Consider the following 23,738-nt stretch of genomic DNA (forward strand, 5'->3'; position numbering starts at 1 on the left):
TGGGCGCGCTGGGGGCGCTGAAGCCCGACCGGATGCCGCGCGCGACCGAGTTCATCGGGCCGATGATCGAGATGATCGAAGACCTGATTGCCAAAGGGCACGCTTATGAGGCCGAGGGCCATGTGCTGTTTGCGGTGGAAAGCTACAAGGACTATGGCGCGCTGTCGGGCCGGTCTGTCGATGACATGATCGCCGGGGCGCGGGTTGAAGTGGCCCCCTACAAGCGCAATCCGATGGATTTCGTGCTGTGGAAACCCTCGGATAATGAACTGCCCGGTTGGGACAGCCCCTGGGGCCGTGGCCGGCCCGGCTGGCATATCGAATGCTCGGCGATGAGCCACGACCTGCTGGGCGCGAGCTTTGACATTCACGGCGGCGGCAATGACTTGCAATTCCCGCACCATGAGAACGAGATCGCCCAGAGCCGCTGCGCCCACCCGGAAAGCGACTTCGCCCGGTATTGGCTGCATAACGAGATGCTGCAGGTCGAGGGCAAGAAGATGTCCAAGTCGCTGGGCAATTTCTTTACCGTGCATGACCTGCTGGACGGCCATGACGGCGAGCCGCCGGTGCCGGGCGAGGTGATCCGGTTTGTCTTCCTGGGCACGCATTACCGCAAGCCGATGGACTGGACCGAAAAGAAGCGGGCGGAGGCGGAGGCGACGCTGCGCAAGTGGCGTGGTCTGACCGCGGGCATTGAACCCGCATCCAGCCCCTTGGCCCCCGTCGTGGCGGCCCTGGCCGATGACCTGAACACGGCCGGTGCGCTGGCGGAACTGCACAAGGCAGCGGCCGCAGGGGATGCGGCGGGGCTCTTGGCCTCGGCGCAGATGATGGGGCTGTTGACCGAGGAGATGGGGGGCTGGGCCGAAGGCCCGGAACTGGATTTGTCCGCTCTGGCCGACAAATTGCATAAGACCCGTCTCACGGCGATGGAAACGAAGGACTTCAGCGAAGTGGATCTTCTGAAAACCGCCATCTCCGAAGCAGACGTGCAGATCAAGATGTCCAAAGAGGGCGTCGAACTCGTCCCCGGTCCCAACGTGGATGTGGCGGCTCTGGAGGCGTTGCTATGACCGAAAAGCTTTACCTCTACGACACCACCCTGCGGGACGGTCAACAGACGCAGGGCGTGCAGTTCTCGACTCCGGAAAAGCACCAGATCGCGGCGGCTCTGGACGCTCTGGGCGTGGATTACATCGAAGGCGGCTGGCCCGGCGCGAACCCGACCGACAGTGAATTCTTCGCCGAAGCGCCCAAGACCCGCGCGACCTTCACTGCTTTCGGCATGACCAAGCGCGCAGGTCGGTCGGCTGACAATGATGACGTGTTGGCGCAGGTGATGAATGCGGGCACACCGGCGGTCTGTCTGGTTGGCAAGACCCATGACTTCCATGTCACCACGGCGCTGGGCATCGAGCTTGAGGAAAACCTCGAAAATATCCGCGCCAGCGTGGCCCATATGGTCGCCAACGGGCGCGAGGCGCTGTTCGATGCGGAACATTTCTTTGACGGCTACAAGGCCAATGCGCCCTATGCGCTGGAGGCGGTCAAGGCGGCCCATGAGGCGGGTGCGCGTTGGGTGGTGCTGTGCGATACCAATGGCGGCACCCTGCCCGGCGAGGTGCGCGACATCACCCGCGCGGTGATCGAAGCGGGCATTCCCGGCAGCCATCTGGGCATCCACACCCATGACGACACCGGCAACGCGGTGGCCTGCAGCCTCGCCGCGATCGACGCGGGCGCGCGCCAGGTGCAGGGCACGCTGAACGGGCTGGGCGAGCGCTGCGGCAATGCCAACCTGACCACGCTGATCCCGACGCTTCTGCTGAAGGAACCCTATGCCAGCACCTATGAGGTCAACGTCGCGCGCGAGGCGCTGGAAAACCTGACGATCGTATCGCGCCAGCTCGACGACATCCTGAACCGTGTGCCGAACAAGGCGGCGCCCTTCGTCGGCGCTTCGGCCTTTGCGCACAAAGCGGGGCTGCATGCCAGCGCGATCCTGAAGGATCCGACCACCTACGAGCACATCGAACCGGCCAGCGTCGGAAACACCCGTATCGTGCCGATGTCGAACCAGGCGGGCCAGTCGAACCTGCGGGCGCGGCTTTCCGGCGCCGGGATCGAGGTCGCCAAGGGCGACCCGGCGCTCGGGCGTATCCTGGACGAGGTGAAGGCGCGCGAGGATCGCGGCTATGCCTATGACAGTGCGCAGGCCTCTTTCGAACTGGTCGCGCGCGAGGTGCTGGGTCAATTGCCCGCGTTCTTCGAGGTCAAGCGCTACAAGGTCACGGTTGAACGGCGCAAGAACAAGTACAACAAGATGGTCAGCCTCTCGGAGGCGGTTGTCGTGGTGAAGGTCGACGGCGAGAAGAAGCTCTCGGTCTCGGAAAGCATGGACGAGACCGGCTCGGATCGTGGGCCGGTCAACGCGCTGGCCAAGGCGCTGGCCAAGGATCTGGGCCCCTATCAGGCCTGTATCGACGACATGCATCTGGTGGACTTCAAGGTGCGCATCACCCAGGGCGGCACCGAGGCGCAGACCCGCGTGATCATCGACAGCGAGGACGGCGCGGGGCACCGCTGGTCCACCGTGGGGGTCAGCCCGAACATCGTCGATGCAAGCTTCGAGGCGCTGCTGGACGCGATCACCTGGAAACTGATCCGCGATCGGGTGAAACCGGCGTGAACGAGGCGTTCTTCACCCTGCACTGCGATGTGCCGCGCGAGGGGCCGGGGGACGCGGCCTCGGTGGCCTGGGCGATGGACCTGGCCGGGCGCGCGCGGGACGCGCGCATTCTGGATGCCGGTGCCGGGCCGGGGGCGGATATCGCGGGCCTGCTGACCGGCGCGCCCGAGGGCCATGTGACTGCGATCGAGGCCCATGCGCCATTCGTGGAGCGCATCCGGACCGCTTGGGCGGGCGACGCCCGCGTGACCGCGCATGTCGGGGACATGGGCCAGCCGGGTGGCCCCTATGACTTCATCTGGTGCGCAGGTGCGCTCTATTTCCTGGGCATCACCGATGGCCTGAAAGCCTGGCGCGATGTGTTGACCCCGGGGGGTGCAATAGCCTTCTCCGAACTGACGCTTTTTGCCGAACATGCCGATCCTGACGTCCTGACCCTGCGCGAGGGCTACCCGGCGTTTGCCGGTCTCGACACGCTGAAATCGCGGATCGACGCGGCGGGGTATGAGCTGCTGGGGCTCCGGCAGCTTCCCGATGCCGCTTGGGAGGCCTACTTCCAACCGCTCGAAACGCGCATCGCCATGCTGCGCCCGGGGGCAGATGACAACCTGACCGCCGTGCTGGACGAACAGGCGGCGGAGATTGCGCTGTGGCGGCGCGCCCGCGATCAGTTCGGATACACCCTGGCCGTGGTGAGGCCGCAATGAGCCATCAGGGCGGCGTTCAGGCCTGTGCCGAGCTGGTAGAGCGCGGCGACCCGGACCGCTTCCTGTCGGCCATGACGGGCCCGGTGGCGGCGCGCGAAGTGCTGTTTCCGCTCTATGCCTTCAATCTGGAACTGGCCCGCGCGCCCTATGTGACGCAGGATCCGATCATCGCCCGGATGCGGCTGCAATTCTGGACCGACACTCTGGACGAGATCGCCGCCGGGAAACCGCCCCGTGCCCATGAGGTGGCCGAACCGCTGGCGCATGTCCTGCGCACGGCGGGGGCGGACCTGGTTCGGCTGCACGGCATGGTCGAGGCGCGGGTGGCGGACATCGGCGAGGCCGGGCCGATGGATGCGGACAGCGTGACCGCCTATGCCCGCGGCACGGCGGGCAACCTGATGGCGGTGGCCGGGGGGGCCTTGGGCGGTGAGGATCGCGCGGGGTTCGAACGTATCGGCACCGCGCAGGGCATTGCCAACTGGCTGCTGGCGCAACCGGCGCTGAGGGCTGCGGGGCGGGGCTTTGTGGCACCGGCGCCGGAGGTCTATGCCGACCTGGCGCATGCCGGGTTGCGGATGCTGGCCCCGGTCAAGGCCGGGTCGGCGGTTCCGGCTCTGCGCGCGGCCTGGCGGACCAAGGGGGTCCTGGCCCGCACCGCGCGCGACCCTGAAGGGGTGATGGGGGGCAGTATTGCCGGGTCCGAGTTCGCACGCCGTGGCGGTTTGCTGTGGAAGAGCGTCACAGGCCGCTGGTGAGCGGCTCAAGGTTATTCTGAAAGTTCCGGCAAAAGCCCTTTGAAGACTTTTGGCCCGGTCAGCCCAATCCGCTTGCTTCTTTCGCCAGCGCCGTGATCCCCGCCCAGTCCCCAGCGTTCACCATGGCTGCGGGCACCACCCAGCTGCCGCCGACGCAAAGCGTATTGGGCAGGGACAGGTAGTCCATGGCATTTCCCGGGCCGATCCCGCCGGTCGGGCAGAAACGGATCCGGGGCAGGGGGGAGGCCAGCGATTTCAGGAAGGGCGCCCCGCCAGCAGCCTCGGCCGGAAAGAATTTCTGCACCGAGTAGCCACGTTCAAGCAGACGCATCGACTCGCTGGCCGAGGTGGCCCCGGGCAGAATCGGCAGGTCATGCGCCTCGCAGGCGTCCAGCAGCCGGTCGGTCGCGCCGGGCGACACGCCGAACTGCGCGCCGGCCTCTTTCGCGGCCACGACATCCTCGGGGGTCAGCAGCGTGCCTGCGCCGACGACACCGCCTTCCACGGATGCCATCTCGCGGATCACGTCGAGCGCCACGGGGGTGCGCAGCGTGACTTCCAGTGCGGGCAGCCCCCCGGCCACCAGCGCTTCGGCCAGTGGGCGGGCATGGGCCAGCTCATGGACCACCAGAACCGGTACGACCGGGGCGAGGCGGCAGAGTCTTTCTGCTTTGGCAGAGGCTTCCTGTGGGGTCATGTGATCCTCATACAACCGTGGCCGCGCCTTCCGAGGCGAGGCCGACATTCTTGCGGAAAACATCGAACAGCTCGCGCCCGATGCCCTGTTGATTGGCCGAAAGGTCGGCGGTGACGGTCGGTCGGGTGTCGATCCCCTCGGTCAGTACCTCCAGCGTGCCTTTATCGGCATCCAGCCGCACGACATCACCGTCCTGCAACCGCGCAATCGGGCCGCCGTCCATCGCTTCGGGCGAAACATGTATCGCGGCGGGCACCTTGCCGGATGCGCCGGACATGCGCCCATCTGTCACCAGGGCCACGCGCAGGCCCCTGTCCTGCAGCACGGCCAGCGAGGGGGTCAGCCCATGCAGCTCCGGCATGCCGTTCGCTTTCGGGCCCTGGAACCGCACGACGACGATCACGTCCGAGGTGAACTCGCCGTTGCGGAAGGCCTGTTTGACACTTTCCTGGTCATGAAACACCCGCACCGGGGCCTCGATCACGTGGCGGTCCTCCGCCACGGCCGAGACCTTGATGACCCCATGGCCCAGGTTCCCGGTCAGCTGCACCAGCCCGCCGGTGGATTGGAACGGATCACCTGCGGGGCGCAGGATCCTGTCATTCAGGCTGTCCGTCGGCGCGGGCTCCCAGCGGATCCGGTCGCCTTCAAGCTTCGGTTCCTGCGCATAGGCGGCCAGACCGCCCCCCGCGACGGTGGTGACATCGGCATGCAAAAGCCCGTCGGAAAGCAGATTTCCGATCATGTAACCCAGGCCACCGGCTGCGTGGAAATGGTTCACATCGGCGAGCCCGTTCGGATAGACCCGCGCCATCAGGGGCACGATGCGCGAAATGTCGGCGAAGTCGTCAAGCGCCAGGGTGATCCCGGCGGCCCGCGCCATCGCTGGCAGGTGCAGGATCAGGTTGGTCGATCCGCCCGTGGCCATCAGCCCGACCAAACCGTTCACGAAGGTCTTTTCGTCCAGCACATGACCGGCCGGGGTAAAGTCGTTGCCAAGCGCGGTAATCTGGGTCGCGCGGCGCACCCCTTCGGCGGTCAGCGCCTCGCGCAGGTCCGTGCCCGGGGTCACGAAAGCGGCGCCGGGCAGGTGCAGCCCCATGAACTCCATCAGCATCTGGTTGGTGTTGGCGGTGCCGTAGAAGGTGCAGGTGCCCGGCCCGTGATAGGCGGCCATCTCGGCGGCCATCAGGTCTTCGCGCCCGACCTCGCCGGTGGCGAACTTCTGGCGCACCTTGGCCTTTTCGTCGTTTGACAGGCCCGAGGTCATCGGGCCTGCCGGCAGGAACACCGAAGGGATATGGCCGAAGGTGGCTGCCGCCATCACCAGCCCCGGTACGATCTTGTCACAGACCCCAAGGTACAGCGCGGCGTCGAAAGTGTTGTGGGACAGGGCGACCCCGGCGGCCAGCGCGATCACGTCGCGCGAAAACAGGCTCAGTTCCATGCCCGCTTCGCCCTGGGTCACACCGTCGCACATGGCCGGTACGCCGCCCGCGACCTGGGCGGTGGCGCCCTCGTCGCGCGCCACACGGCGGATCAGGTCGGGGTAGGTGCCATAGGGCTGGTGCGCCGAGAGCATGTCGTTATAGGCGGTGACAATCCCGATGTTCGGTGCCCGCCCCGTGGCCAGCGCGTCTTGATCCTCACCTGCGCCGGCATAGGCATGGGCCTGGTTCGAGCAACTCAGGTGGGCGCGGCGCGGCCCGTCCTCGGCGGCGCGGTTGATCTTGTCCAGATAGGCGGCGCGCCCGGTCGCGGATCGTTCAATGATCCTGTCCGTGACACGCTCCAGTTCGGGGTGCAGGTTGGGCATGGTTGCGGCTCCCTTGACAACGGCGCTGGTCTAACATGTTCTGTTAGCGCTAACAACCCCTTTCGATCAAACTGGGCATTGTTTCCAGAATCGCACAAATCGCAGGTTGGTCCACGGATTTCCTCATTCCTGCCCCATTTGGTTAACACAGTCCTGACAACAAACCGAAATGGGTGGGGCGCAATGCCCCGGTACGGAGGCAGGACATGATACCGAAACGCTTGATTTTCGCAATGATCGCCACATTTGGCTTGACGGCCTGTGCCGCCACTGACGTGGTGACGCGCAATTCGACGGATGTCGGGCCGCTCTTGAGCTCGGCCGCGGAGGATACGCTGCGCCCCGATATCTCGGTGGCTCAGTTGAACGTGACCGTGCCGGAAACCCTGAAAGTGTCCGAGGCGAACCGTTTTTACCCCGGCGGCGATATCGTTTGGCGCGGCGAACCCTACGGCAACCGGTACGAGCAGGTCAGGGCCATCTTCGAAACCGGCATGGGCAATGGCATTGCCCGGCTGTCCGGCCCGCAGGCCGTTGTGGTGGATATCGAGGTGGAACGCTTCCACTCTGTCACCGAGCGCACCCGCTATACGGTGGGGGGCGTGCATTCGATCCGTTTCCTGATGACGGTCCGCGATGCCGAGACCGGCGTCGTGCTTGAGCCGGCACGAAGCGTCGCTGCCGACCTGAAGGCTTATGGCGGGCAGGCCGCGATGCGCGCCGAAGCCATGGGACGTGGACAGAAGGTGCGCCTTGTCGAACATCTGGAAAAGGTGATCCTGGCCGAGCTGACCCGCCCGCGCGACGCAGGGGCTCCGATCCTGCTGGCCGCGGCCCGGTAGGCCGCGGGACAACCTGTTCAACTTTGGAGGGGCGGGCCTTGCGGTCCGCCCTTTCTTGTGCCCCCCGGCTGCGCTATGGCAGGCGCATGACTGATCAACGCCCAACCATCCGCCTCAAGCCCAAGATGAACGCCCGCGCAATCCGCCACGGTTTCCCCTGGGTCTATGACAACGAGCTGGTCACGGACCGGCGCACCAGGGCGCTTGCGCCCGGCACGATCGCGGTGCTGGAGGACGGGGCGCGGGACGCTCTGGGCACGGTGGCGGTCTCGCCCGGCTCGCGCATATTTGCCCGCATGCTGGACCGCGACCCCCAGGCGGCAATCGACCGCGGCTGGATATCCACACGCCTGGCACGGGCGCTGGCCCATCGCGAGACCCTGTTCGACGCGCCGTTCTATCGGCTGGTCCATGCCGAGGCGGACGGGCTGCCCGGCGTGGTGCTCGACCGGTTCGGCGAGGTTGCCGTGCTGCAACCGAATGCCGCCTGGGCCGATGCATTGGCCGAGGATTTCGCCGACGCGCTGATCGCGGTCACGGGCGTGACCACGGTGGTCAAGAACGCGTCCGGCCGAGCCCGCGCGCTGGAAGGGCTGGACGAAGAAACCGTTGTGCTGCGCGGCCAGCTTGACGCCCCCGTGCCGGTGCCGATGAACGGGGCCACCTATGTGGCCGACATTCTGAGCGGGCAGAAGACGGGACTTTTCTACGATCAACGCCCGAACCACGCCTTTGCCGCCGGGTTGGCGCGCGGCAAACGGGTGCTGGACGTCTTTTCCCACGTGGGGGGCTTCGGCCTGGCTGCGCTGGCGCGCGGAGCAGAGAGCGCCCTGGCCGTTGATGGATCCGCTGCCGCTCTGGCGCTGGCCGAACAGGGGGCAGAGCTTGGTGGCATGGGCGACCGCTTCGCCACCCGCAAGGGCGATGCTTTCGACGTGCTTGCCGCGCTGAATGACGAGGGCGCGCAGTTCGACGTGGTGATCTGCGACCCGCCTGCCTTTGCGCCTTCGAAAAAGGCGCTGGAAGCCGGGTTGCGTGCCTATGAGCGCGTCGCCCGCCTGGCCGCGCCGCTGGTGGCACCGGGCGGCTATCTGGGCCTGTGCAGCTGTTCGCATGCCGCCGACCTGTCCAGGTTCCGCAATGCCTCGGCGCGCGGGATCGGCCGGGCCGGGCGCGCGGCACAGCTTATCCACACGGGCTTTGCCGGGGCCGACCACCCGCAGCTGCCTCAGCTTGCCGAAAGCGGCTATCTGAAGTCGCTCTTCTTCCGGCTGGACTGAGGGCAGGCGCGGTGAAAGTCCTTCTGGATGCCTGTGTGCTCTACCCGACCGTGATGCGCGAGGTGCTGATCGGCTGCGCGAAAGAGGGGCTGTTCGTGCCGCTCTGGTCGCCGCGAATCCTTGAGGAATGGGCCCGTGCCGCCGTGAAGCTGGGCCCGGAACAGGAGCTCTTTGCCCGGGGCGAAATCGCCTCCCTGAACGCGGGTTTCCCGAAAGCCTGCGTGACCCCGCGCGACGGGGACATGGCGCGGCTCTGGCTGCCGGATGAAAACGACATCCACGTGCTGGCCGCCGCCATCGCGGGCGGGGCGGATGTTCTGCTGACCATGAACAATGCCGACTTTCCCCGCCACACCCTGGCCGAGGAGGGGCTGCGGAGGGAAACCCCGGACGCCCTGCTGCGCGACCTGTTCGACCGTCACCCGGCGGTCCTGCGGGCCGTGGTCACAAGGGTGCGGACCGAGGCAGAGCGCCTTTCGGGCCAGGATTGGCCGCTGCGCAAACTGATGCGCAAGGCCCGCCTGCCGCGTCTTGGCAAGGCGCTGGAACTGTGGGGCGACCCGTAGCGCGCCAGCCGGGGCTGCGGCCTCCGGCGCAGCTCAGCCGTCCCACTTTGCCTCGTTCTTTTCGATCGCCGCGATGCGGTCATCGCTTTTCGGATGGCTCATCAGCCAGGCGGGCGAGACCCCACGCCGTTCCGCCGTCAATGCGTCGAGCTTGCGAAACAGGCTCTTCTGCGCCTCGGCGCCGATCCCTGCCTTGATCAGGAGCGCGGTGGCATAGGCATCGGCCTCGTATTCATCCGTGCGGCTGATCCGGGCCGCCAGCAGCGAGGTCAGCAGCCCGGCGATATAGCTGCCGATCCCGGGCAGGAAACGGCCCAGCACCATCGCCAGAGCCGTGCGCAGGGCGTTCTGGCCGGAGAAGTCGATCATGCGCCGGCGGGAATGCCCCAGAGCCACGTGGCCCAGCTCATGCGCGATCACGCTGGCCAGTTCCTCGCCCGTGACCTTGCCGTCGCGATACTGGTTCAGGAACCCGCGGGTCAGAAAGATGCGCCCGTCCGGTGCGGCCAGCCCGTTCACCGGGTCGACCTCGTAGACATGGACCTTGATGCGGGGCAGGTCGAGCGCGACGGCCATGCGATCCATCAGCGCCTTCAGCCCCGGGTCGGCCAGGGGCGTGGATTGCTCGTCCAGCATCCGCCCGGTGCGCCAGGCGGAAAAACGATACATGACATAGCCATAGGCCAGTGCCAGCAGGAGGGGCGTAAGCTTCAACATGGTTCTGATATAGGGGTTGGGCGGGCCCGGCGCCAGCGCTCAGGTGTTCGCGGGTGCGCCAGGACGTTTGCCGCGTTTCTGGCGCAGGGCCGCGCGGATCCACAGGCCCGCGCCGCCAGCCACGCCAAGGGCCGCCAGCAGCCCGACCACGTCGCCCATGACCTCTGCGACCAGCGATATCTGGCTGGCAAATCCCATGCCCAGACCGACGTAGACCGACACCCAGACGAGCTCTCCCAAAACGTCCCAAACCGCAAAGCGCAGCCAGCCCAGCCCCGTGGCCCCGGCCACGAAATTCACCCAGGGCCCAAGGGGCGCAAAGAGCCAGGTGGAAAAGAACACGCCCGATCCGCCGTGCCGGTCCACCAGCTTGCGCGCCCGCGTCAGGACCGCGCTGCGGGCCGGGGTGCGGGCAAGGCGTTCGACCAGCGGGGTGCCGCCGAACCGGCCGATGGCGAACCCGGCCTGGTCGCCGATCACCGCGCCCGCATAGGCCGCCCCGATCACCTGCCACAGGCTCAGATCCCCGGTGGTGACGAAGGCCCCGCCCGACAGCATCATCAGCGAGGTCGGGATCGGCAGGGCCAGACAGCTCAGAAAGGCCGAAGCAAAGATCACATAGACCCCGTAGGAGGAAACAAGGGCAAAGATCGTCTCGCTCATTGCCCCGGCTCCGTACCCTGCGCCGCGCGGTGGTCGGTTATCGCCTGTTCAAGGCGCAGGATCAGGGCCTCGACCGGCATGCCCAGTCGCTCGGCCACGTCGCGCAGGCTGGTCGGTCCCATGCCGGGCGGGCCTTCCAGTTCCAGTGCTTCCATCAGCACGTCGGGCGGCACCTGCCAGGAATGGGCGACGTAGCGCGGGGTCATCCAAGGCTGGATCGCCTGGTCGCGACGGGCCGGGTCGTTCCAGTAGATCCCGAAGGCTGTCATGCGCAGGACAAAGAGCAGGCTGACCACCAGGGCCAGGCCCAGCACCACCGTGGCAACAGGTGCCGCCGCCCACATGCGTTTCAGAAATGCCATCGCTGTCCCGGTCCTTTCAGCGGTGATACGGAGAGAAAAGCGGGTTCCGTCGTGCTGTGCAACGCGTTTTCCGGGAATTCGGGCAATCCGCGCGCCCCGGGTACTGATCCGGGCACGGTCAAGCGCCTGGGCGCCGGTTCAGCGCCCCAGTTCCCGCATGCCGCGGTCGATGCCTTCCAGGGTCATCGGCACCATGCGGCCTTCGAAGATCCGGTCGATCATCTGCACCGATTGGGTATAGCGCCAGTGGCGTTCGGGCAGGGGGTTGATCCACAGGTTGTCGGGCCATTGTTCGCGGGCGCGTTCCAGCCAGACCTGTCCCGCCTCCTCGTTCCAATGCTCGTTCGCCCCGCCGCGATAGGCGATCTCATAGGGCGACATCGAGGCATCGCCGACGAAGATGCACTTGTAGTCCGGCCCATAGGTGCGCAGCACTTCCCAGGTCGGAGTCTGATCGTTCCAGCGCCGGGTGTTGTCGCGCCAGACCCCTTCGTAGAGGCAATTGTGGAAGTAGTAGTATTCCAGGTGCTTGAATTCGGCCCGGGCGGCGGAAAACAGCTCTTCCACCACTTTGATATGCGGGTCCATCGAACCGCCAACATCCAGGAACAACAATACCTTGACGGCGTTTCTTCGTTCAGGTCGGGTCTTTACGTCCAGATAACCGTGCTCGGCCGTGGCGCGGATCGTGCCATCCAGGTCAAGCTCGTCATGCGCCCCGTCGCGGGCCCAGTTGCGCAGCCGTTTCAGGGCCACCTTGATGTTGCGCGTGCCCAGTTCCACGTCGCCGTCGAGGTTCCTGAACTCGCGCTTGTCCCAGACCTTGACCGCGCGCTGGTGGCGGCTTTCGGCCTGGCCGATGCGCACCCCTTCCGGGTTGTAGCCATAGGCGCCGAAGGGCGAGGTGCCCGCCGTGCCGATCCACTTGTTGCCGCCCTGGTGGCGGCCTTCCTGGTCCTTCAGACGCTCTTTCAGCGTCTCCATCAGCTTGTCGAAGCCGCCAAGCGCCTCGATTTCGGCCTTTTCCTCTGCGGACAGGTGCTTTTCAGCCATCTTGCGCAGCCACTCTTCCGGGATGTCCACGGCCTCCAGCACCTGGTCCAGGCTGATCTGCTCCAACCCCTCGAAGCTCTGCGCGAAGGCGCGGTCGAACTTGTCGAGGTTGCGTTCGTCCTTCACCATCGCCGCACGGGCGAGGTAATAGAAACCTTCGACCTCATAGGTCACGAGCCCCGCCTTCATGCCTTCGAGAAAGGCCAGATACTCGCGCAAGGATACGGGCACGTTATTGGCGCGCAGGGTCTCGAAGAAGGGCAGGAACATCAGATCGCGCGGTCGATCAGGATCGTGGCGAACAGGCCGGCCAGCGCGAAGATCAGCGCGTAGACGGCGGCATATTGCAGCCGGTCCAGACGGTTGCCGCCACGCCGTGCCGCCTGCATGTAGCCCAAGGTCGCGCCCAGGATCAGCGCCGGAAATAGGATCATCTTTGCCCCCAAAATCGCCCGTCGCCGGGCGTCACCACATGTGCCCGTCGCCGGGCGTCACTTCATGTGCCCGGTGAGATGGCGGCAATCTCGCGCAGCCTCTGGCCCACCTGGGCGTCCGAGCCGAACCCATAGCGCGCCCAGCCGAGGCTGTCGAGCCTGACCAGCCGTGCCTCGGCCCGGCGCCCGGCAAGGTCAAGCGCTTCGGCCTTGATCATCAGGAAGGTGGACAGAAGGGCGGCGTTTTCCGCGTTCATCACAGCGGGGACATGGGTGTTCACAATCTCGATCGCGCGCTGCGCTTTGCCGGCCGAAAGCGCGTAGGCGGCAAGCTGCACCCCCATATGCGCCACCTGCAGATCCGAGCCCGGCGAATTTCGGTAGATCGTTTCGGCCTCGCGGAAGGCCTGGAGCGCGACATCGGTGTTCACACCCAGCGACAGGCGCCCCAACGCGTAGAGGCTGAAGGCCAGGCGGGTGTCGGACCAGCCCTGCGCACGGGCGATGTACACCGCGTCCTGGGCCGCACTCCGCCGTCGCGCGGGGCCGGCATCGGCGCCCAGAGCGGTTTCGATCGCCTGTTTCCAGGACTGCGGCGTCGGGTAGCTCGCGGTGGGCACCCCGGTGCCGCCGCGCGGGTTCAGCCGCGCCAGGATCCCCGGCAGGCGGGTGGCAACCTGAGCCCAGGTCATGCCCGAGGACAGCTCGGGTGCGTAATAGGCGCGCAGCACCAGCATGTCGAACCCGGTCAGCACGGTGTTGAAATTGTCGTCGTTGAATACCGAATCCGTCAGCCGGTAGAGATCGTTGACCGGTCCAAGGGCCTGGGCGATCTCTTCGTGCAGGCAATCGCGCATCTCCTGCGGGCTGACATCGCCCGGAATGAAGACCGCCATCCGGCGCCGGGTGGTCAATTGCGCCCAGTCGGTGGCGGAGGAGCGGCGCAGGCGTTTGTATTCCTGCCAGCTGGCCACATTGGGGGCGACGAAACAGGCGGCATTCGGGACGAGGCCTTGCAGCTGCCGTTTCGGGATGATCTGCAGATTGATGCCGGCAGGCGCGCTGCTGGCGGTTTGACGGATATCTATCCCCGCCTCGACCCGCAACCGGCGCAGAAGCCGTTCAAGATCGACCTGAAGATATCCCGGGGCATTGCCCGTGACCCGCAGGGTCACGGGGCCTTCGAAACGGGTCAGGACCGGCAGCGCGCGGCCGCTTTCCAGCCGAAAGGCCAGGTCCAGGAAATCCGCCGCGATCTGCCGGTTTGGCCGGGACGGCGCCTGGATGCGCGTGGCCGAAAAGGCTTTCATCGGGGGCAGGGCATCGGTCAGGGTGGCCACGCGTCGCGTGGTGACTTCGGCCGTGCGATCGACCGGGCCCGGCGGTGCCTGCATGCAACCGGCAAGGGTCAGAAGGGCGGGAATGAGCAACCTACGCATCTTCAGTTCCTTCCTTTACCGGTCGGGCGCGCAAGGCGTGTCGTTCCGGCGACGGGGGCGGCGCGCATCGGATCCTGTGGTGGAGAGGGCCCCGATCCCTGCGTGCTGTTTGTCCCCTTGCGGAGGGGGCACGCGGCGGGATCGTTCGGGGGCACACATGTGACGACGCTCCGTGTGAGCGTCCGCGGGCACCCTGATCGCGGGCACCATCGCCGGTCCATCGACCGGGACAACCGTTCAATCCGAAACGCAAGACCAGGGTGGAGGAGGTTTCAGGCCCTCGCACACCGGCGCAGATCTGGTCACGGTCAATTCCGGTGTCCCACCACCGGCCCAAGGACCATGTATCAGACCGCGTCAACGGTTGAACGGACACGTGAGCATTGTCTCCCAACACAATACAAACACACCGTTTTCGCCCCCCCCCAGGCTCAACCATGATTAGAGGAAGGTCGTGATTCCTCAAAGGGAAATGTGGCGAAAATTGGGACAGGAAACGCGTTGTGTGAGAAAACGGAACAATCACGCTCTACATATAGTGGAGCGAGTGGGCCCGGCCCACACGGCGATTGGTTAACATGTGAGGCATTCCAGGCAAAAATGCGACGATCCGGAGGCGGAACGGGAGTGTGCTATGCTACACGTATGGAGGGTGCAAAACATGACTGACGCGTATTCATATGCCTGCCGGGACTGCGAGGGCATGGAAGACTGTCCCGCTAGCGTCACGGCCGAGACCACGGAAGAAGTCTGGAAACTGATGGAGCTTCACGCCCAGATAGCGCATGGCGAGGATCCGGCCGATTGGGACCAGGCTACGCGCGAATACCTGGCAACACTGATCCGGCCCGTGGCCGTCTGATACCGCGACAGCCGTCGCGGCCTAGCGCTCAGATGCTGCTGCGCACCCGATCGTGGGCGTCGGGAAAGGCCCTAGCGCTGCCCGCGCGCCATGAAGGCGAGCCGTTCGAACAGGTGCACGTCCTGTTCGTTCTTCAGAAGCGCGCCGTGCAGTTTCGGCAGGGCATTCGCGCCGTCGCGTTTCAGGTCTTCGGCGTTCAGATCCTCGGCCAGCAGCAGCTTCAGCCAGTCCAGCACTTCGGAGGTCGAGGGTTTCTTCTTCAACCCGGCCTGATCGCGGATCTCGTAGAACTGGGTCAACGCGGTGGTCAGCAGCGCCTCCTTGATGCCCGGGTGGTGCACCTCGACGATCTTCTTCATCACCTCCACGTCTGGGAAGCGGATATAGTGGAAGAAACAGCGGCGCAGGAAGGCGTCGGGCAGTTCCTTTTCGTTGTTCGAGGTGATGATGATGATCGGGCGGTGTTTCGCGCGGATCGTCTGGCCGGTCTCGTAGACGTGGAATTCCATCTTGTCGAGTTCCTGGAGCAGGTCGTTCGGAAACTCGATATCCGCCTTGTCGATCTCGTCGATCAGCAGAACCACCTTCCGGTCGGCTTCGAAAGCGTCCCAGAGCTTGCCGCGCTTGATGTAATTGGCCACGTCATGCACGCGTTCATCGCCCAGCTGGCTGTCGCGCAGGCGGCTTACCGCGTCATATTCATACAGCCCCTGCTGCGCCTTTGTGGTGGATTTGATGTTCCACTCGATCATGTCGGCGCCAAGCGCCCCGGCCACCTGGCGGGCCAGTTCGGTCTTGCCGGTGCCCGGTTCCCCCTTGACCAGCAAGGGCCGTTCCAGCGCCACCGCGGCGTTCACGGCGACCTTCAGGTCGTCGGTGGCGACATATTCGGCGGTGCCTTCGAAACGGGTGCTCATGAGCGGCTCTCCTTGGCTGGGCTGCGAGACGGGAGGTAAAGGCCCGCCCACCGTTTGGCAAGCGCGCAGGCCGTCTGCCACCCCGTGCCCCGACGTCCTTTTCGTCAAAGGCCTCGAAACCGTGCCGGAATGGTCATGAAATCGGCAAGGTGGTCCTTACCCTACGGCACGGTGACGCGCTCATGCGATTTCACCGGTTTGCCTAGTGACAACCCTTCGGCACGGGTGTAAACGGGCGCCCAGGAGGAGACCGGTTGTTCCTTTACTCGGGGAGTAGAGAATCAAGGCCGGCGAGCAACAAGGAAACTGGTATGAAAGCCGAAATTTTCCTGCCTGATGACTATCGTCCTGCCGAGGGCGAACCCTTCATGAATGACCGCCAGCTGGAATATTTCCGGCGCAAGCTCGAAGCCTGGAAGGCCGACCTTCTGGATGACAGCAAGCACACGATCGAAGGGCTTCAGGACAACACCCGCAATATTCCGGACATCGCGGACCGGGCCTCGGAAGAGACCGACCGCGCGCTGGAGCTGCGCACCCGCGACCGTCAGCGCAAGCTGGTGGCCAAGATCGACCAGGCGCTGCGCCGCATCGACGAGGGTGAATACGGCTACTGCGAGGCGACCGGCGAACCGATTTCGCTGAAACGTCTGGATGCGCGCCCGATCGCAACCCTGAGCCTGGAGGCCCAGGAACGCCACGAGCGGCGCGAGAAGGTGCACCGGGACGACTGATTCCCAAAGGGACAACCCGGGGAACGGTTCTTGACTGAACGGCACCGGGGCGCGGCAACGCGTCCCGGTGTTTTCGTTTCCCCCCCCTTGCGATAGAGGGGAAGTGGGACAGGAGGGGCGAGACATGCTGATCGGACAGGACATCACCATCATGGGCGGCGGGATCGGCGGTTTTGCCGCGGCCTGCGCGCTGGCGCAGCGCGGCGCCAGAGTCACCGTGCTGGAACAGGCTGCGGAACTGGGCGAGGTCGGCGCCGGGGTGCAGATCAGCCCCAACGGCGTGCGCGTGCTGGATGCCTTGGGGCTGGGGGAGGCCGCGCGCCGGCGCTCCACCCGATCCCGGGGCGTCTGGCTGCGCGACGGGCTGACCGGGCGCGAGGTGATCGACCTCGATCTCGCGCTGCTGCGGCCGGACGAGACCTGGCTGCTGTTTCACCGCGCGGACCTTCTGGACGTGCTGGTGCAGGGCGCGCGTGATCTGGGGGTGACGATCGAATGCGGTGTGCGCATCGACCGGGTCGAGCTGACAGAAACGCGCCCGATCCTCCACATCGAGGGCGTAGGCCTCCGGGGCGTCGACTTCCTGGTCGGCGCAGACGGGCTGCATTCCGCGCTGCGCCCCCAGCTCAACGGCAAGCGCGAGCCCTTCTTTACCGGCCAGGTCGCCTGGCGCGCCCTGGTGCCCGCCACCGGCCGCGAAGAGGCCGAGGCCGCCGTCTACATGGGGCCCGGCCGCCACATTGTCACCTACCCGCTGCGCCAGGGCCGGGTGGTCAATCTGGTCGCGGTCGAGGAACGCGCCGACTGGGCCGCCGAAGGCTGGTTCCACAAGGATGATCCGGCCAACCTGGTGAAGGCCTTCGAAGGTTTCTGCAAGGATGCCCGCGACGTGCTGGGCCGGGTCAAAGAGGTCCATGTCTGGGGATTGCACCGCCACCCGGTGGCAATCGAATGGCATCGCGGCGCGACGGTCCTGCTGGGCGATGCGGCGCATCCCACCTTGCCCTTCATGGCACAAGGCGCGGTGATGGCGCTGGAGGACGCCTGGGTTCTGGCCGACAGCCTCGCGGTACAGGGCATGCAGGACGGCCCGGCGCTGTACCAGGCGCGCCGCCGCACCCGTGTATCCAGGGTGATCGAGGCCGCCAACAAGAACGCGCGCAACTATCACTACGGCAACCCGGTGGCGAAACTGCTGGGCCATGGTGTGCTGCGGATTGCAAACCGTGTCGCGCCGCAGAAGGTGCTGGAGCGGTTCGACTGGATCTATCAGCACGATGTGACCAGCGATTAGAACCGGGAGCCGACAAGGCTGTCCCGCCCGCCGCTGGCGGTTAGCCCATCAGGAACCCGTCCATCTCGCTGCCCGGCATCGTATGGGCAAGCGCGCTGAAATCGCCCCGGTCGAACATGGCATGCGCCGTGTCCTGGATCAGCCGGTGCGTGGCACGGGCCAGCGCCGACCCCAGTGAAATGCGTGCGACGCCCACCCCGGCAAACTCGGCGCGGCTGACCTCGGCGAAGGGGCCGGCGGCAAGCGCATTGACCGGCAGCGTGGTGGCCGCGCAGACCTGTGCCTGTCCGCCCATGTCGCCGGGCATCGGCACATAGATACAATCCGCCCCGGCCGCCTCGTAGCCCTGGATGCGCGCAATCGCCTCGTCCAGATCGTATTGCCCGTTCATCACCCCGTCGGCGCGGGCCACCAGCACGAAATCCCCGGGCAGGGCGCGGGCGGCGGCTGCGGCGGCGCGGATGCGTTCCACCGCCAGATCGCGGGAATATGGCGTGGGCTCGGGCAGCATCGTGTCCTCGATCGAAATTCCTGCCAGGCCAGCCCCGGCCGCCAGGCGCAGGGTTTCGGCGCAGGTGTCGGGATCATGTCCGAACCCGTTCTCGAAATCGCCCGACACCGGCACGTTCACCGCCGCCACCAGGTCTTGGGCATGGGCCAGCGCCTCGTCACGCGTCACATGCCCCATATCGGGCCGGCCGAGGGTAAAGGCATGTGCCGCCGAGGAAGTGGCAATCGCCTGCGCTCCCAGCCCGGCCAGCAGCTTCGCCGAGCCGATATCCCAGGCATTGGCAAGGATGAACGGATCGCCCTTCACGTGAAGCGCGCGCAACGCGGCGCCGATATCTCGGGTCATGGGGTCTCTCCTTCGGAAAAATGCCGTTGTTCGATCTCGATCAGGCGCTGTTTGCGCCAGAGCCCGCCCCCATAGCCGGTAAGCGCACCATCCGCGCCGAGGACGCGGTGGCAGGGGATCAGGATGGCGATGGGATTGGCGCCATTGGCCGCCGCCACCGCGCGGGTTGCAGAGGGGCGGCCGAGCGCGCGGGCCAGCTCGGAATAGCTGCGGGTCTGCCCTGCCGGAATGCGGCGCAGCTCTGCCCAGACCGCCTGTTGGAACACCGTGCCCCGCGGGGCGAGACGGGTTTCAAAGCCGGGGCTGGTGCCGTCGAAATACCGGGCCAGGTCGCGGGCTGCCTGGCCGATGGGCGCAGGGCGGCCAAAGCCGATGGGCCCGCCACACATGTTCCGGAGCCGGTCCAGTTCGCGCGGCAGCGCCTTGCGCTCGGGAAACTCCAGCAGGTGCAGCGCATGGGTGTCCGCCACAGCCACCATCGGCCCCAGCGGCGTGGCGATCCAGTCGGCCCAGAGCACAGCCGAGGGATCAGGATCCCCTGCGGTCAGGCCGCCTTCGCGCCAGCGGCGGGCGGGGTCGGCCTGCCGCGCCGCGATCAGCCCTGTGACCAACGGGTCGTCGCCCAGCGGATGGCAGTGTTCGCAGGGGCGCAACCCTGCCTCCAGGCAGGAAAGGAAACTGTCGTGGAAGGCGCAACCGGCCTGTGCCGGCTTCGGCCTGGGGCAGGTGAGGCGGCAAAATACCCCGGTCGCGCGCACGGCGACGAAGGCCCGCCCGTCATAGGCGGCGTCGCGGGCCATGAGCGCTGCGTAAAGCGTGTCATCACCGGGCAGGTCGAACATCATGCGGCTACGATAGCGTGTTCCATCAGGAAGTGGCGACGAAAACCGGGTTTGGCCCGCATTGCGCAGGTTCTGGGCCGGGCGGAGGGCACGCCCAGCGGGCGGTCGCCCCCCCCTGTTTCGGAAAGACCGCTCAGCGCACCGATTTGGCGGCGAAATCCAGCACCCGCTTCAACGCCGCCTCGAAGGCCTCATCCGCCACGGTCATCGCCACGCGGACATGCCCCGCTGCTGCCCGGCCAAAGCTCTCGCCGGGCATGACGGCGATGTGTTCTTCGTCCAACAGCCGATTGGCAAACTCCTCCCCCGTGAGCCCCGTCGCACGCATGTCCAGCATCAGGTACATCGCCCCGCCCGAGGGTACGAGCTTCGCCACGTTCTGGCCCGCAAGCAACGCCCGGGCCGCGTCGCGGCGGCGGCGGAAGGGGGCGGCGACCTGCTCTTCCAGGGCTTCCCCCTGACCCAGGGCAAAAACTGCGGCGTCCTGGATATAGCCCGGCACGCCATAGGTCGTGTGGGTGGCCAGCGTGATCAGATGGGCGATCGCCCGTTCCGGCCCCACGACCCAGCCCACCCGGCTGCCGGTCATTGCGTGGCTCTTCGACATGGATCCCACCACCAGCGTGCGCTCTGCCATGCCCGGCAGCGCGCGGGGCGAGATATGGTCGCCCTCCCAGACCTGGGTGTCATAGACCTCGTCCGAGATCAGCCAGAGGTCACGGCGTTTGCAGACCTCGGCGATCCCGTCGAGCGTCTCGCGGGTATAGACCACGCCGGTCGGATTGTTGGGCGTGTTGATCATCAGGCTGGCCGCGCCCTCGGCTGCGGCGTCGATGGTGTCGGCCTGCGGCTGGAACCCGTCTCGCGGACGCGCCCCGACCGGGACGGGCACAGCCCCCACGCCCCGGATCGTCCCGGGGTAGGTGGCGTAATAAGGGTCGATGAACAGGGCGCGGTCCCCTTCATCGCAGGCGGCATGGTGCGCGGCGAACAGCCCCGCCTGGCCCCCGGGGGTAATCAGAACATTGTCCATCGTGGTCGGTACGCCGGTGCGCGCCTGCAGCCGTGCGGCCACCGCCCGGCGCAGCTCGCTCACCCCGGGCACGATCGCATAGCCCGTGTGCCCGCCCTGCGCCGCCGCCTGCATTGCCTCAAGGATGGCCGGTGCCGTGCGGATGTCATGTTCGCCGATGGTCAGCTCCACCACCGGCGTGCCCGCCGTCACCATGTCCCGCGCGCGGTAGAACACGTCCCACCCGTCGCTGCCGCCGCCGGTCAGCCCGCGAATGCGTTTCGAAAGCTCCATGCCCGCCTCCCCGTTTCTGGCCCCCGAGGGACACACGCAGGCGGCTCTCTTGTCAATCTCCTTTCATCTTTCCCCAAATATCCCCGCCGGAGGCACGAAATCAGGAGAATCACCCTTTCCAAACGCCCATGGGCATGAGATAGGGACGTGCCAAACGAAAACTCCCAAGGAGACGCCGCCATGGAGATTCGCGAGGCCCTGACCTTTGACGATGTGCTGCTGGTTCCCGCCGCCAGTGACGTCCTGCCGACCACGGCGGACACCACCACATTCGTGACCCGTTCCATTGCCTTGAACATCCCGCTCCTGTCCTCTGCAATGGACACCGTGACCGAGGCGCGCATGGCCATCGCCATGGCCCAGGCCGGCGGCATGGGGGTCATTCACAAGAACCTGGACGTCGATCAGCAGGCGCGCGAAGTGCGCCGGGTGAAGCGGTTCGAAAGCGGCATCGTCTACAACCCGATCACCCTGACCGCCGATCAGACCCTGGCCGACGCCAAGGCGCTGCAGGAACGCTACCGCGTGACCGGTTTCCCGGTGGTGAACGCCGAGGGTCGCGTGGTCGGTATCGTCACCAACCGCGACATGCGCTTTGCCACTTCGGACGATACGCCGGTCAGTGTCATGATGACCTCGGACAACCTGGCGATGCTGCAGGAGCCGGCCGACCTGGACGAGGCGAAATCCCTCATGAAGGCGCGCCGGATCGAAAAGCTGCTGGTCACGGACGGTGCAGGCAAGCTGACCGGTCTTCTGACATTGAAAGACACCGAACAGGCGGTGCTGAACCCGACTGCCTGCAAGGACGAACTGGGCCGGTTGCGCGTGGCGGCGGCCTCCTCGGTGGGGGAGAGCGGATTTGAACGCTCCAGGGCGCTGATCGACGCCGGCGCCGACCTCGTCGTGGTGGACACGGCGCATGGTCACTCTGTCGGGGTGATCGAGGCGGTGAAACAGATCAAGGCCTACAAGCCGGATCAACAGGTCGTGGCCGGCAATGTCGCCACCGCCGCCGCCACCCGCGCGCTGATCGCCGCGGGCGCAGATGCGGTCAAGGTCGGCATCGGCCCGGGCTCGATCTGCACCACCCGCATGGTCGCGGGTGTGGGCGTGCCCCAGCTGACCGCCATTTCGGACTGCGCGAAGGAGGCCGGAGACATTCCGGTCATTGCCGACGGTGGCATCAAATTCTCAGGCGATTTTGCCAAGGCCATCGCCGCAGGGGCCTCCTGCGCCATGGTCGGCTCGATGATTGCCGGCACCGACGAAAGCCCGGGCGAAGTCATCCTCTATCAGGGCCGGAGCTTCAAGGCCTACCGCGGCATGGGCAGCCTTGGCGCCATGGCGCGCGGTTCGGCCGACCGCTATTTCCAGAAGGACGCGGCCTCCGACAAGCTGGTGCCCGAGGGGATCGAAGGTCAGGTGCCCTACAAGGGGCCGGCCGGCACGGTCATCCACCAGCTGGTCGGGGGCCTGCGCGCGGCCATGGGCTATACCGGCAATGGCACCGTTGCCGAGATGCGCAAGAGCTGCAATTTCGTGAAGATCACCGGCGCCGGGCTGAAGGAAAGCCATGTGCATGACGTGCAGATCACCCGCGAAAGCCCGAACTACAGGATTGGCTAAGTCTGTGAAGGGCTTGCGTGTCGAAGTTGAGGTAGGCCTGTGACCCCCGGTGCCCGCGTGGCGGCGGCGATCGAAGTGCTGGATCAGGTGTTGGCAGGTGCCAATGCCGAACAGTGCCTGACCAGCTGGGCGCGTGGCCACCGCTTTGCCGGCTCCAAGGATCGCGCGGCGATCCGCGACCATGTGTTTGGCGCGCTGCGGGCCCTGCGCAGCTTTGCGGCTCTGGGCGGCGGCATGACCGGTCGCGCTGTCATGATAGGTGCCGAGCGCGCAGGCGGACGTGATCCATCCGCGCTCTTTTCGGGCGAGGGCTATGCCCCCGCCACGCTGACTGACGAAGAACGTGCCTGTCAGTCGCCAGTCCTTTCCCGGGGCGAGGCGCTGGACATGCCGGACTGGCTCCTGCCCGAGCTGGAACGCGCCCTGGGTGCCGACCTGGAGGCCATCTGCACCGCCTTGCGTCCGCGCGCGCCGGTTTTTCTGCGCGCGAACCTGGCGCGAACCACGCGCGAGGAGGCGCGACAGGTCCTGGCCCGCGAAGGCATCGTGGCGACGCCCCATCCGCTTGCCAGGACCGCCTTGCAAGTCACTGAAGGTGAACGGAAAGTCGCAACCAGCCGCGCCTACGTGGACGGGCTGGTTGAGCTTCAGGATGCGGCCTCGCAGGCGATCCTCGACGGGTTGGAGATCCGCCCGGGCATGCGGGTTCTGGACTACTGCGCGGGCGGTGGCGGCAAATCCCTGGCGCTGGCTGCGCTTGGTGCAGAGGTCACGGCACATGACATTGACCCCGGCCGCATGCGTGACCTTCCGACGCGAGCCAGGCGGGCGGGGGTGCGTATTGCCCAGAGCCGCGATCCCGCCGCCGAGGCGCCCTACGACCTTGTGTTGCTGGACGCGCCCTGTTCCAGCTCCGGCGCCTGGCGCCGGTCGCCCCAGGGAAAATGGCAGCTGACACAGGCGCGACTGGATGAGGTTTGCGCCATACAGGCCGGAATTCTTGGCGAAACATCTGGTTTGGTGGCGCGGGATGGTGTGCTTGCCTATGCCACCTGTTCTCTGCTTAACCGTGAGAATGGCGACCAGGTGTCGCGCTTTCTGGCGCGCCATCGCGGCTGGACAACGACCGGTGAAACGCGTCTTACCCCGCTTGATGGTGCGGACGGGTTTTATTTCGCGGCATTGACGCGCGAGTAGCTTGCTGGTTTAGTCAACTCGCGGTTGCTAATGCGCCGTTGTTAATCGGGGCTTAACAGTATCCCTGCGAAATAT

The 23,738-nt window shown here is 66.3% G+C and carries 24 protein-coding genes; 12 read left to right on the forward strand and 12 right to left on the reverse strand.

Features of this window, described 5'->3' with window-relative positions; translation table 11 throughout:
- From Q1V43_RS02185 to Q1V43_RS02200, 4 genes are all read left to right on the forward strand, one after another.
- A partial coding sequence (locus Q1V43_RS02185) for a cysteine--tRNA ligase (protein WP_300513469.1) occupies positions 1-1,076 on the forward strand: 1,076 nt, incomplete at its 5' end.
- Positions 1,073-2,692, forward strand: coding sequence for a citramalate synthase (gene cimA / locus Q1V43_RS02190; RefSeq protein WP_300513471.1), 1,620 nt, complete (start codon positions 1,073-1,075; stop codon positions 2,690-2,692). The genes Q1V43_RS02185 and cimA, both read left to right, overlap by 4 nt.
- Positions 2,689-3,399, forward strand: a complete 711-nt coding sequence (locus tag Q1V43_RS02195) for a class I SAM-dependent methyltransferase (RefSeq protein ID WP_300513473.1) — start codon at positions 2,689-2,691, stop codon at positions 3,397-3,399. Before cimA ends, Q1V43_RS02195 begins: the two co-directional genes overlap by 4 nt.
- On the forward strand, positions 3,396-4,157 hold the full coding sequence (locus Q1V43_RS02200) for a squalene/phytoene synthase family protein (RefSeq protein ID WP_300513475.1): 762 nt from the start codon (positions 3,396-3,398) through the stop codon (positions 4,155-4,157). Before Q1V43_RS02195 ends, Q1V43_RS02200 begins: the two co-directional genes overlap by 4 nt.
- Positions 4,158-4,215: 58 nt before the next feature.
- On the opposite strand, the gene eda is transcribed toward Q1V43_RS02200, so the two are convergent.
- Positions 4,216-4,854: a bifunctional 4-hydroxy-2-oxoglutarate aldolase/2-dehydro-3-deoxy-phosphogluconate aldolase gene (gene eda / locus Q1V43_RS02205; RefSeq protein WP_300513477.1), complete on the reverse strand. Its 639-nt coding sequence runs from the start codon at positions 4,852-4,854 to the stop codon at positions 4,216-4,218.
- A gap of 7 nt (positions 4,855-4,861) precedes the next feature.
- Positions 4,862-6,670 carry a phosphogluconate dehydratase gene (gene edd / locus Q1V43_RS02210; RefSeq protein WP_300513479.1) on the reverse strand — a complete coding sequence of 603 codons (1,809 nt, stop codon included), beginning with the start codon at positions 6,668-6,670 and terminating at the stop codon, positions 4,862-4,864.
- A 206-nt stretch (positions 6,671-6,876) separates the two neighbouring features.
- On the opposite strand from edd, the gene Q1V43_RS02215 reads away from it, so the two are divergent.
- The 3 genes from Q1V43_RS02215 (at position 6,877) to Q1V43_RS02225 (ending at position 9,358) form a co-directional block, all read left to right on the forward strand.
- Positions 6,877-7,512 carry a DUF6778 family protein gene (locus Q1V43_RS02215; protein ID WP_300513481.1) on the forward strand — a complete coding sequence of 212 codons (636 nt, stop codon included), beginning with the start codon at positions 6,877-6,879 and terminating at the stop codon, positions 7,510-7,512.
- A gap of 86 nt (positions 7,513-7,598) precedes the next feature.
- The gene (locus tag Q1V43_RS02220; RefSeq protein WP_300513483.1) at positions 7,599-8,792 is read left to right on the forward strand and encodes an RSP_2647 family RNA methyltransferase; all 1,194 of its coding nucleotides are present in this window, start codon (positions 7,599-7,601) and stop codon (positions 8,790-8,792) included.
- 11 nt (positions 8,793-8,803) lie between these two features.
- Positions 8,804-9,358: an RSP_2648 family PIN domain-containing protein gene (locus Q1V43_RS02225; RefSeq protein ID WP_300513485.1), complete on the forward strand. Its 555-nt coding sequence runs from the start codon at positions 8,804-8,806 to the stop codon at positions 9,356-9,358.
- A gap of 33 nt (positions 9,359-9,391) precedes the next feature.
- Here Q1V43_RS02225 and Q1V43_RS02230 read toward each other — a convergent pair whose 3' ends face one another.
- The 6 genes from Q1V43_RS02230 to Q1V43_RS02255 form a co-directional block, all read right to left on the reverse strand.
- Entirely contained in the window at positions 9,392-10,075 is a 684-nt protein-coding gene (locus Q1V43_RS02230) for a M48 family metallopeptidase (protein WP_300513487.1), read from the reverse strand.
- Positions 10,076-10,114: 39 nt separating this feature from the next.
- Positions 10,115-10,738 carry a DedA family protein gene (locus Q1V43_RS02235; protein ID WP_300513490.1) on the reverse strand — a complete coding sequence of 208 codons (624 nt, stop codon included), beginning with the start codon at positions 10,736-10,738 and terminating at the stop codon, positions 10,115-10,117.
- Positions 10,735-11,100 carry a hypothetical protein gene (locus Q1V43_RS02240; protein WP_300513492.1) on the reverse strand — a complete coding sequence of 122 codons (366 nt, stop codon included), beginning with the start codon at positions 11,098-11,100 and terminating at the stop codon, positions 10,735-10,737. Before Q1V43_RS02240 ends, Q1V43_RS02235 begins: the two co-directional genes overlap by 4 nt.
- Before the next feature lie 138 nt (positions 11,101-11,238).
- Positions 11,239-12,423 carry a VWA domain-containing protein gene (locus Q1V43_RS02245; RefSeq protein ID WP_300513494.1) on the reverse strand — a complete coding sequence of 395 codons (1,185 nt, stop codon included), beginning with the start codon at positions 12,421-12,423 and terminating at the stop codon, positions 11,239-11,241.
- Entirely contained in the window at positions 12,423-12,587 is a 165-nt protein-coding gene (locus tag Q1V43_RS02250; protein ID WP_300513496.1) for a hypothetical protein, read from the reverse strand. Before Q1V43_RS02250 ends, Q1V43_RS02245 begins: the two co-directional genes overlap by 1 nt.
- A gap of 62 nt (positions 12,588-12,649) precedes the next feature.
- Positions 12,650-14,026, reverse strand: coding sequence for a DUF2927 domain-containing protein (locus Q1V43_RS02255; protein WP_300513498.1), 1,377 nt, complete (start codon positions 14,024-14,026; stop codon positions 12,650-12,652).
- Between the two features lie 661 nt (positions 14,027-14,687).
- Here Q1V43_RS02255 and Q1V43_RS02260 point away from each other — a divergent pair.
- A complete protein-coding gene (locus Q1V43_RS02260; protein ID WP_300513500.1) occupies positions 14,688-14,888 on the forward strand; it encodes a DUF1059 domain-containing protein in 201 nt (66 codons plus the stop codon).
- Between the two features lie 71 nt (positions 14,889-14,959).
- On the opposite strand, the gene Q1V43_RS02265 is transcribed toward Q1V43_RS02260, so the two are convergent.
- On the reverse strand, positions 14,960-15,805 hold the full coding sequence (locus Q1V43_RS02265) for a MoxR family ATPase (RefSeq protein ID WP_300513502.1): 846 nt from the start codon (positions 15,803-15,805) through the stop codon (positions 14,960-14,962).
- A gap of 311 nt (positions 15,806-16,116) precedes the next feature.
- Here Q1V43_RS02265 and dksA point away from each other — a divergent pair, with 311 nt between their 5' ends.
- On the forward strand, positions 16,117-16,539 hold the full coding sequence (dksA, locus tag Q1V43_RS02270; RefSeq protein ID WP_300513504.1) for an RNA polymerase-binding protein DksA: 423 nt from the start codon (positions 16,117-16,119) through the stop codon (positions 16,537-16,539).
- A gap of 124 nt (positions 16,540-16,663) precedes the next feature.
- Positions 16,664-17,833, forward strand: a complete 1,170-nt coding sequence (locus tag Q1V43_RS02275) for an FAD-dependent monooxygenase (RefSeq protein WP_300513506.1) — start codon at positions 16,664-16,666, stop codon at positions 17,831-17,833.
- 40 nt (positions 17,834-17,873) lie between these two features.
- Here the strand turns inward: Q1V43_RS02275 and Q1V43_RS02280 are convergent, their stop codons facing one another.
- The 3 genes from Q1V43_RS02280 to Q1V43_RS02290 all read right to left on the reverse strand — a co-directional run bounded on the left by Q1V43_RS02280 (position 17,874) and on the right by Q1V43_RS02290 (position 20,837).
- The gene (locus Q1V43_RS02280) at positions 17,874-18,689 is read right to left on the reverse strand and encodes an isocitrate lyase/phosphoenolpyruvate mutase family protein (protein WP_300513508.1); all 816 of its coding nucleotides are present in this window, start codon (positions 18,687-18,689) and stop codon (positions 17,874-17,876) included.
- Positions 18,686-19,534, reverse strand: coding sequence for a methylated-DNA--[protein]-cysteine S-methyltransferase (locus Q1V43_RS02285; protein ID WP_300513510.1), 849 nt, complete (start codon positions 19,532-19,534; stop codon positions 18,686-18,688). Before Q1V43_RS02285 ends, Q1V43_RS02280 begins: the two co-directional genes overlap by 4 nt.
- Before the next feature lie 130 nt (positions 19,535-19,664).
- Positions 19,665-20,837: a pyridoxal phosphate-dependent aminotransferase gene (locus tag Q1V43_RS02290; protein WP_300513512.1), complete on the reverse strand. Its 1,173-nt coding sequence runs from the start codon at positions 20,835-20,837 to the stop codon at positions 19,665-19,667.
- A gap of 180 nt (positions 20,838-21,017) precedes the next feature.
- On the opposite strand from Q1V43_RS02290, the gene guaB reads away from it, so the two are divergent.
- Positions 21,018-22,466, forward strand: a complete 1,449-nt coding sequence (gene guaB, locus Q1V43_RS02295; RefSeq protein ID WP_300513514.1) for an IMP dehydrogenase — start codon at positions 21,018-21,020, stop codon at positions 22,464-22,466.
- 39 nt (positions 22,467-22,505) lie between these two features.
- On the forward strand, positions 22,506-23,663 hold the full coding sequence (locus Q1V43_RS02300) for an RsmB/NOP family class I SAM-dependent RNA methyltransferase (RefSeq protein ID WP_300513516.1): 1,158 nt from the start codon (positions 22,506-22,508) through the stop codon (positions 23,661-23,663).
- Positions 23,664-23,738: the final 75 nt, after the last annotated feature.

It is taken from the genome of Aliiroseovarius sp. (genome assembly GCF_030148435.1).
Taxonomy (GTDB): Bacteria; Pseudomonadota; Alphaproteobacteria; order Rhodobacterales; family Rhodobacteraceae; genus JASBTN01.

Excerpts from the sequence above, each read along its gene's own strand:
- cimA (WP_300513471.1), top strand. The coding sequence starts at position 1,073 with ATGACCGAAAAGCTTTACCTCTACGACACCACCCTGCGGGACGGTCAA.
- Q1V43_RS02200 (WP_300513475.1), top strand. The coding sequence starts at position 3,396 with ATGAGCCATCAGGGCGGCGTTCAGGCCTGTGCCGAGCTGGTAGAGCGC.
- eda (WP_300513477.1), bottom strand. The coding sequence starts at position 4,854 with ATGACCCCACAGGAAGCCTCTGCCAAAGCAGAAAGACTCTGCCGCCTC.
- edd (WP_300513479.1), bottom strand. The coding sequence starts at position 6,670 with ATGCCCAACCTGCACCCCGAACTGGAGCGTGTCACGGACAGGATCATT.
- Q1V43_RS02215 (WP_300513481.1), top strand. The coding sequence starts at position 6,877 with ATGATACCGAAACGCTTGATTTTCGCAATGATCGCCACATTTGGCTTG.
- Q1V43_RS02220 (WP_300513483.1), top strand. The coding sequence starts at position 7,599 with ATGACTGATCAACGCCCAACCATCCGCCTCAAGCCCAAGATGAACGCC.
- Q1V43_RS02230 (WP_300513487.1), bottom strand. The coding sequence starts at position 10,075 with ATGTTGAAGCTTACGCCCCTCCTGCTGGCACTGGCCTATGGCTATGTC.
- Q1V43_RS02235 (WP_300513490.1), bottom strand. The coding sequence starts at position 10,738 with ATGAGCGAGACGATCTTTGCCCTTGTTTCCTCCTACGGGGTCTATGTG.
- Q1V43_RS02240 (WP_300513492.1), bottom strand. The coding sequence starts at position 11,100 with ATGGCATTTCTGAAACGCATGTGGGCGGCGGCACCTGTTGCCACGGTG.
- Q1V43_RS02245 (WP_300513494.1), bottom strand. The coding sequence starts at position 12,423 with ATGTTCCTGCCCTTCTTCGAGACCCTGCGCGCCAATAACGTGCCCGTA.
- Q1V43_RS02250 (WP_300513496.1), bottom strand. The coding sequence starts at position 12,587 with ATGATCCTATTTCCGGCGCTGATCCTGGGCGCGACCTTGGGCTACATG.
- Q1V43_RS02255 (WP_300513498.1), bottom strand. The coding sequence starts at position 14,026 with ATGCGTAGGTTGCTCATTCCCGCCCTTCTGACCCTTGCCGGTTGCATG.
- Q1V43_RS02260 (WP_300513500.1), top strand. The coding sequence starts at position 14,688 with ATGACTGACGCGTATTCATATGCCTGCCGGGACTGCGAGGGCATGGAA.
- Q1V43_RS02265 (WP_300513502.1), bottom strand. The coding sequence starts at position 15,805 with ATGAGCACCCGTTTCGAAGGCACCGCCGAATATGTCGCCACCGACGAC.
- dksA (WP_300513504.1), top strand. The coding sequence starts at position 16,117 with ATGAAAGCCGAAATTTTCCTGCCTGATGACTATCGTCCTGCCGAGGGC.
- Q1V43_RS02275 (WP_300513506.1), top strand. The coding sequence starts at position 16,664 with ATGCTGATCGGACAGGACATCACCATCATGGGCGGCGGGATCGGCGGT.
- Q1V43_RS02280 (WP_300513508.1), bottom strand. The coding sequence starts at position 18,689 with ATGACCCGAGATATCGGCGCCGCGTTGCGCGCGCTTCACGTGAAGGGC.
- Q1V43_RS02285 (WP_300513510.1), bottom strand. The coding sequence starts at position 19,534 with ATGATGTTCGACCTGCCCGGTGATGACACGCTTTACGCAGCGCTCATG.
- Q1V43_RS02290 (WP_300513512.1), bottom strand. The coding sequence starts at position 20,837 with ATGGAGCTTTCGAAACGCATTCGCGGGCTGACCGGCGGCGGCAGCGAC.
- guaB (WP_300513514.1), top strand. The coding sequence starts at position 21,018 with ATGGAGATTCGCGAGGCCCTGACCTTTGACGATGTGCTGCTGGTTCCC.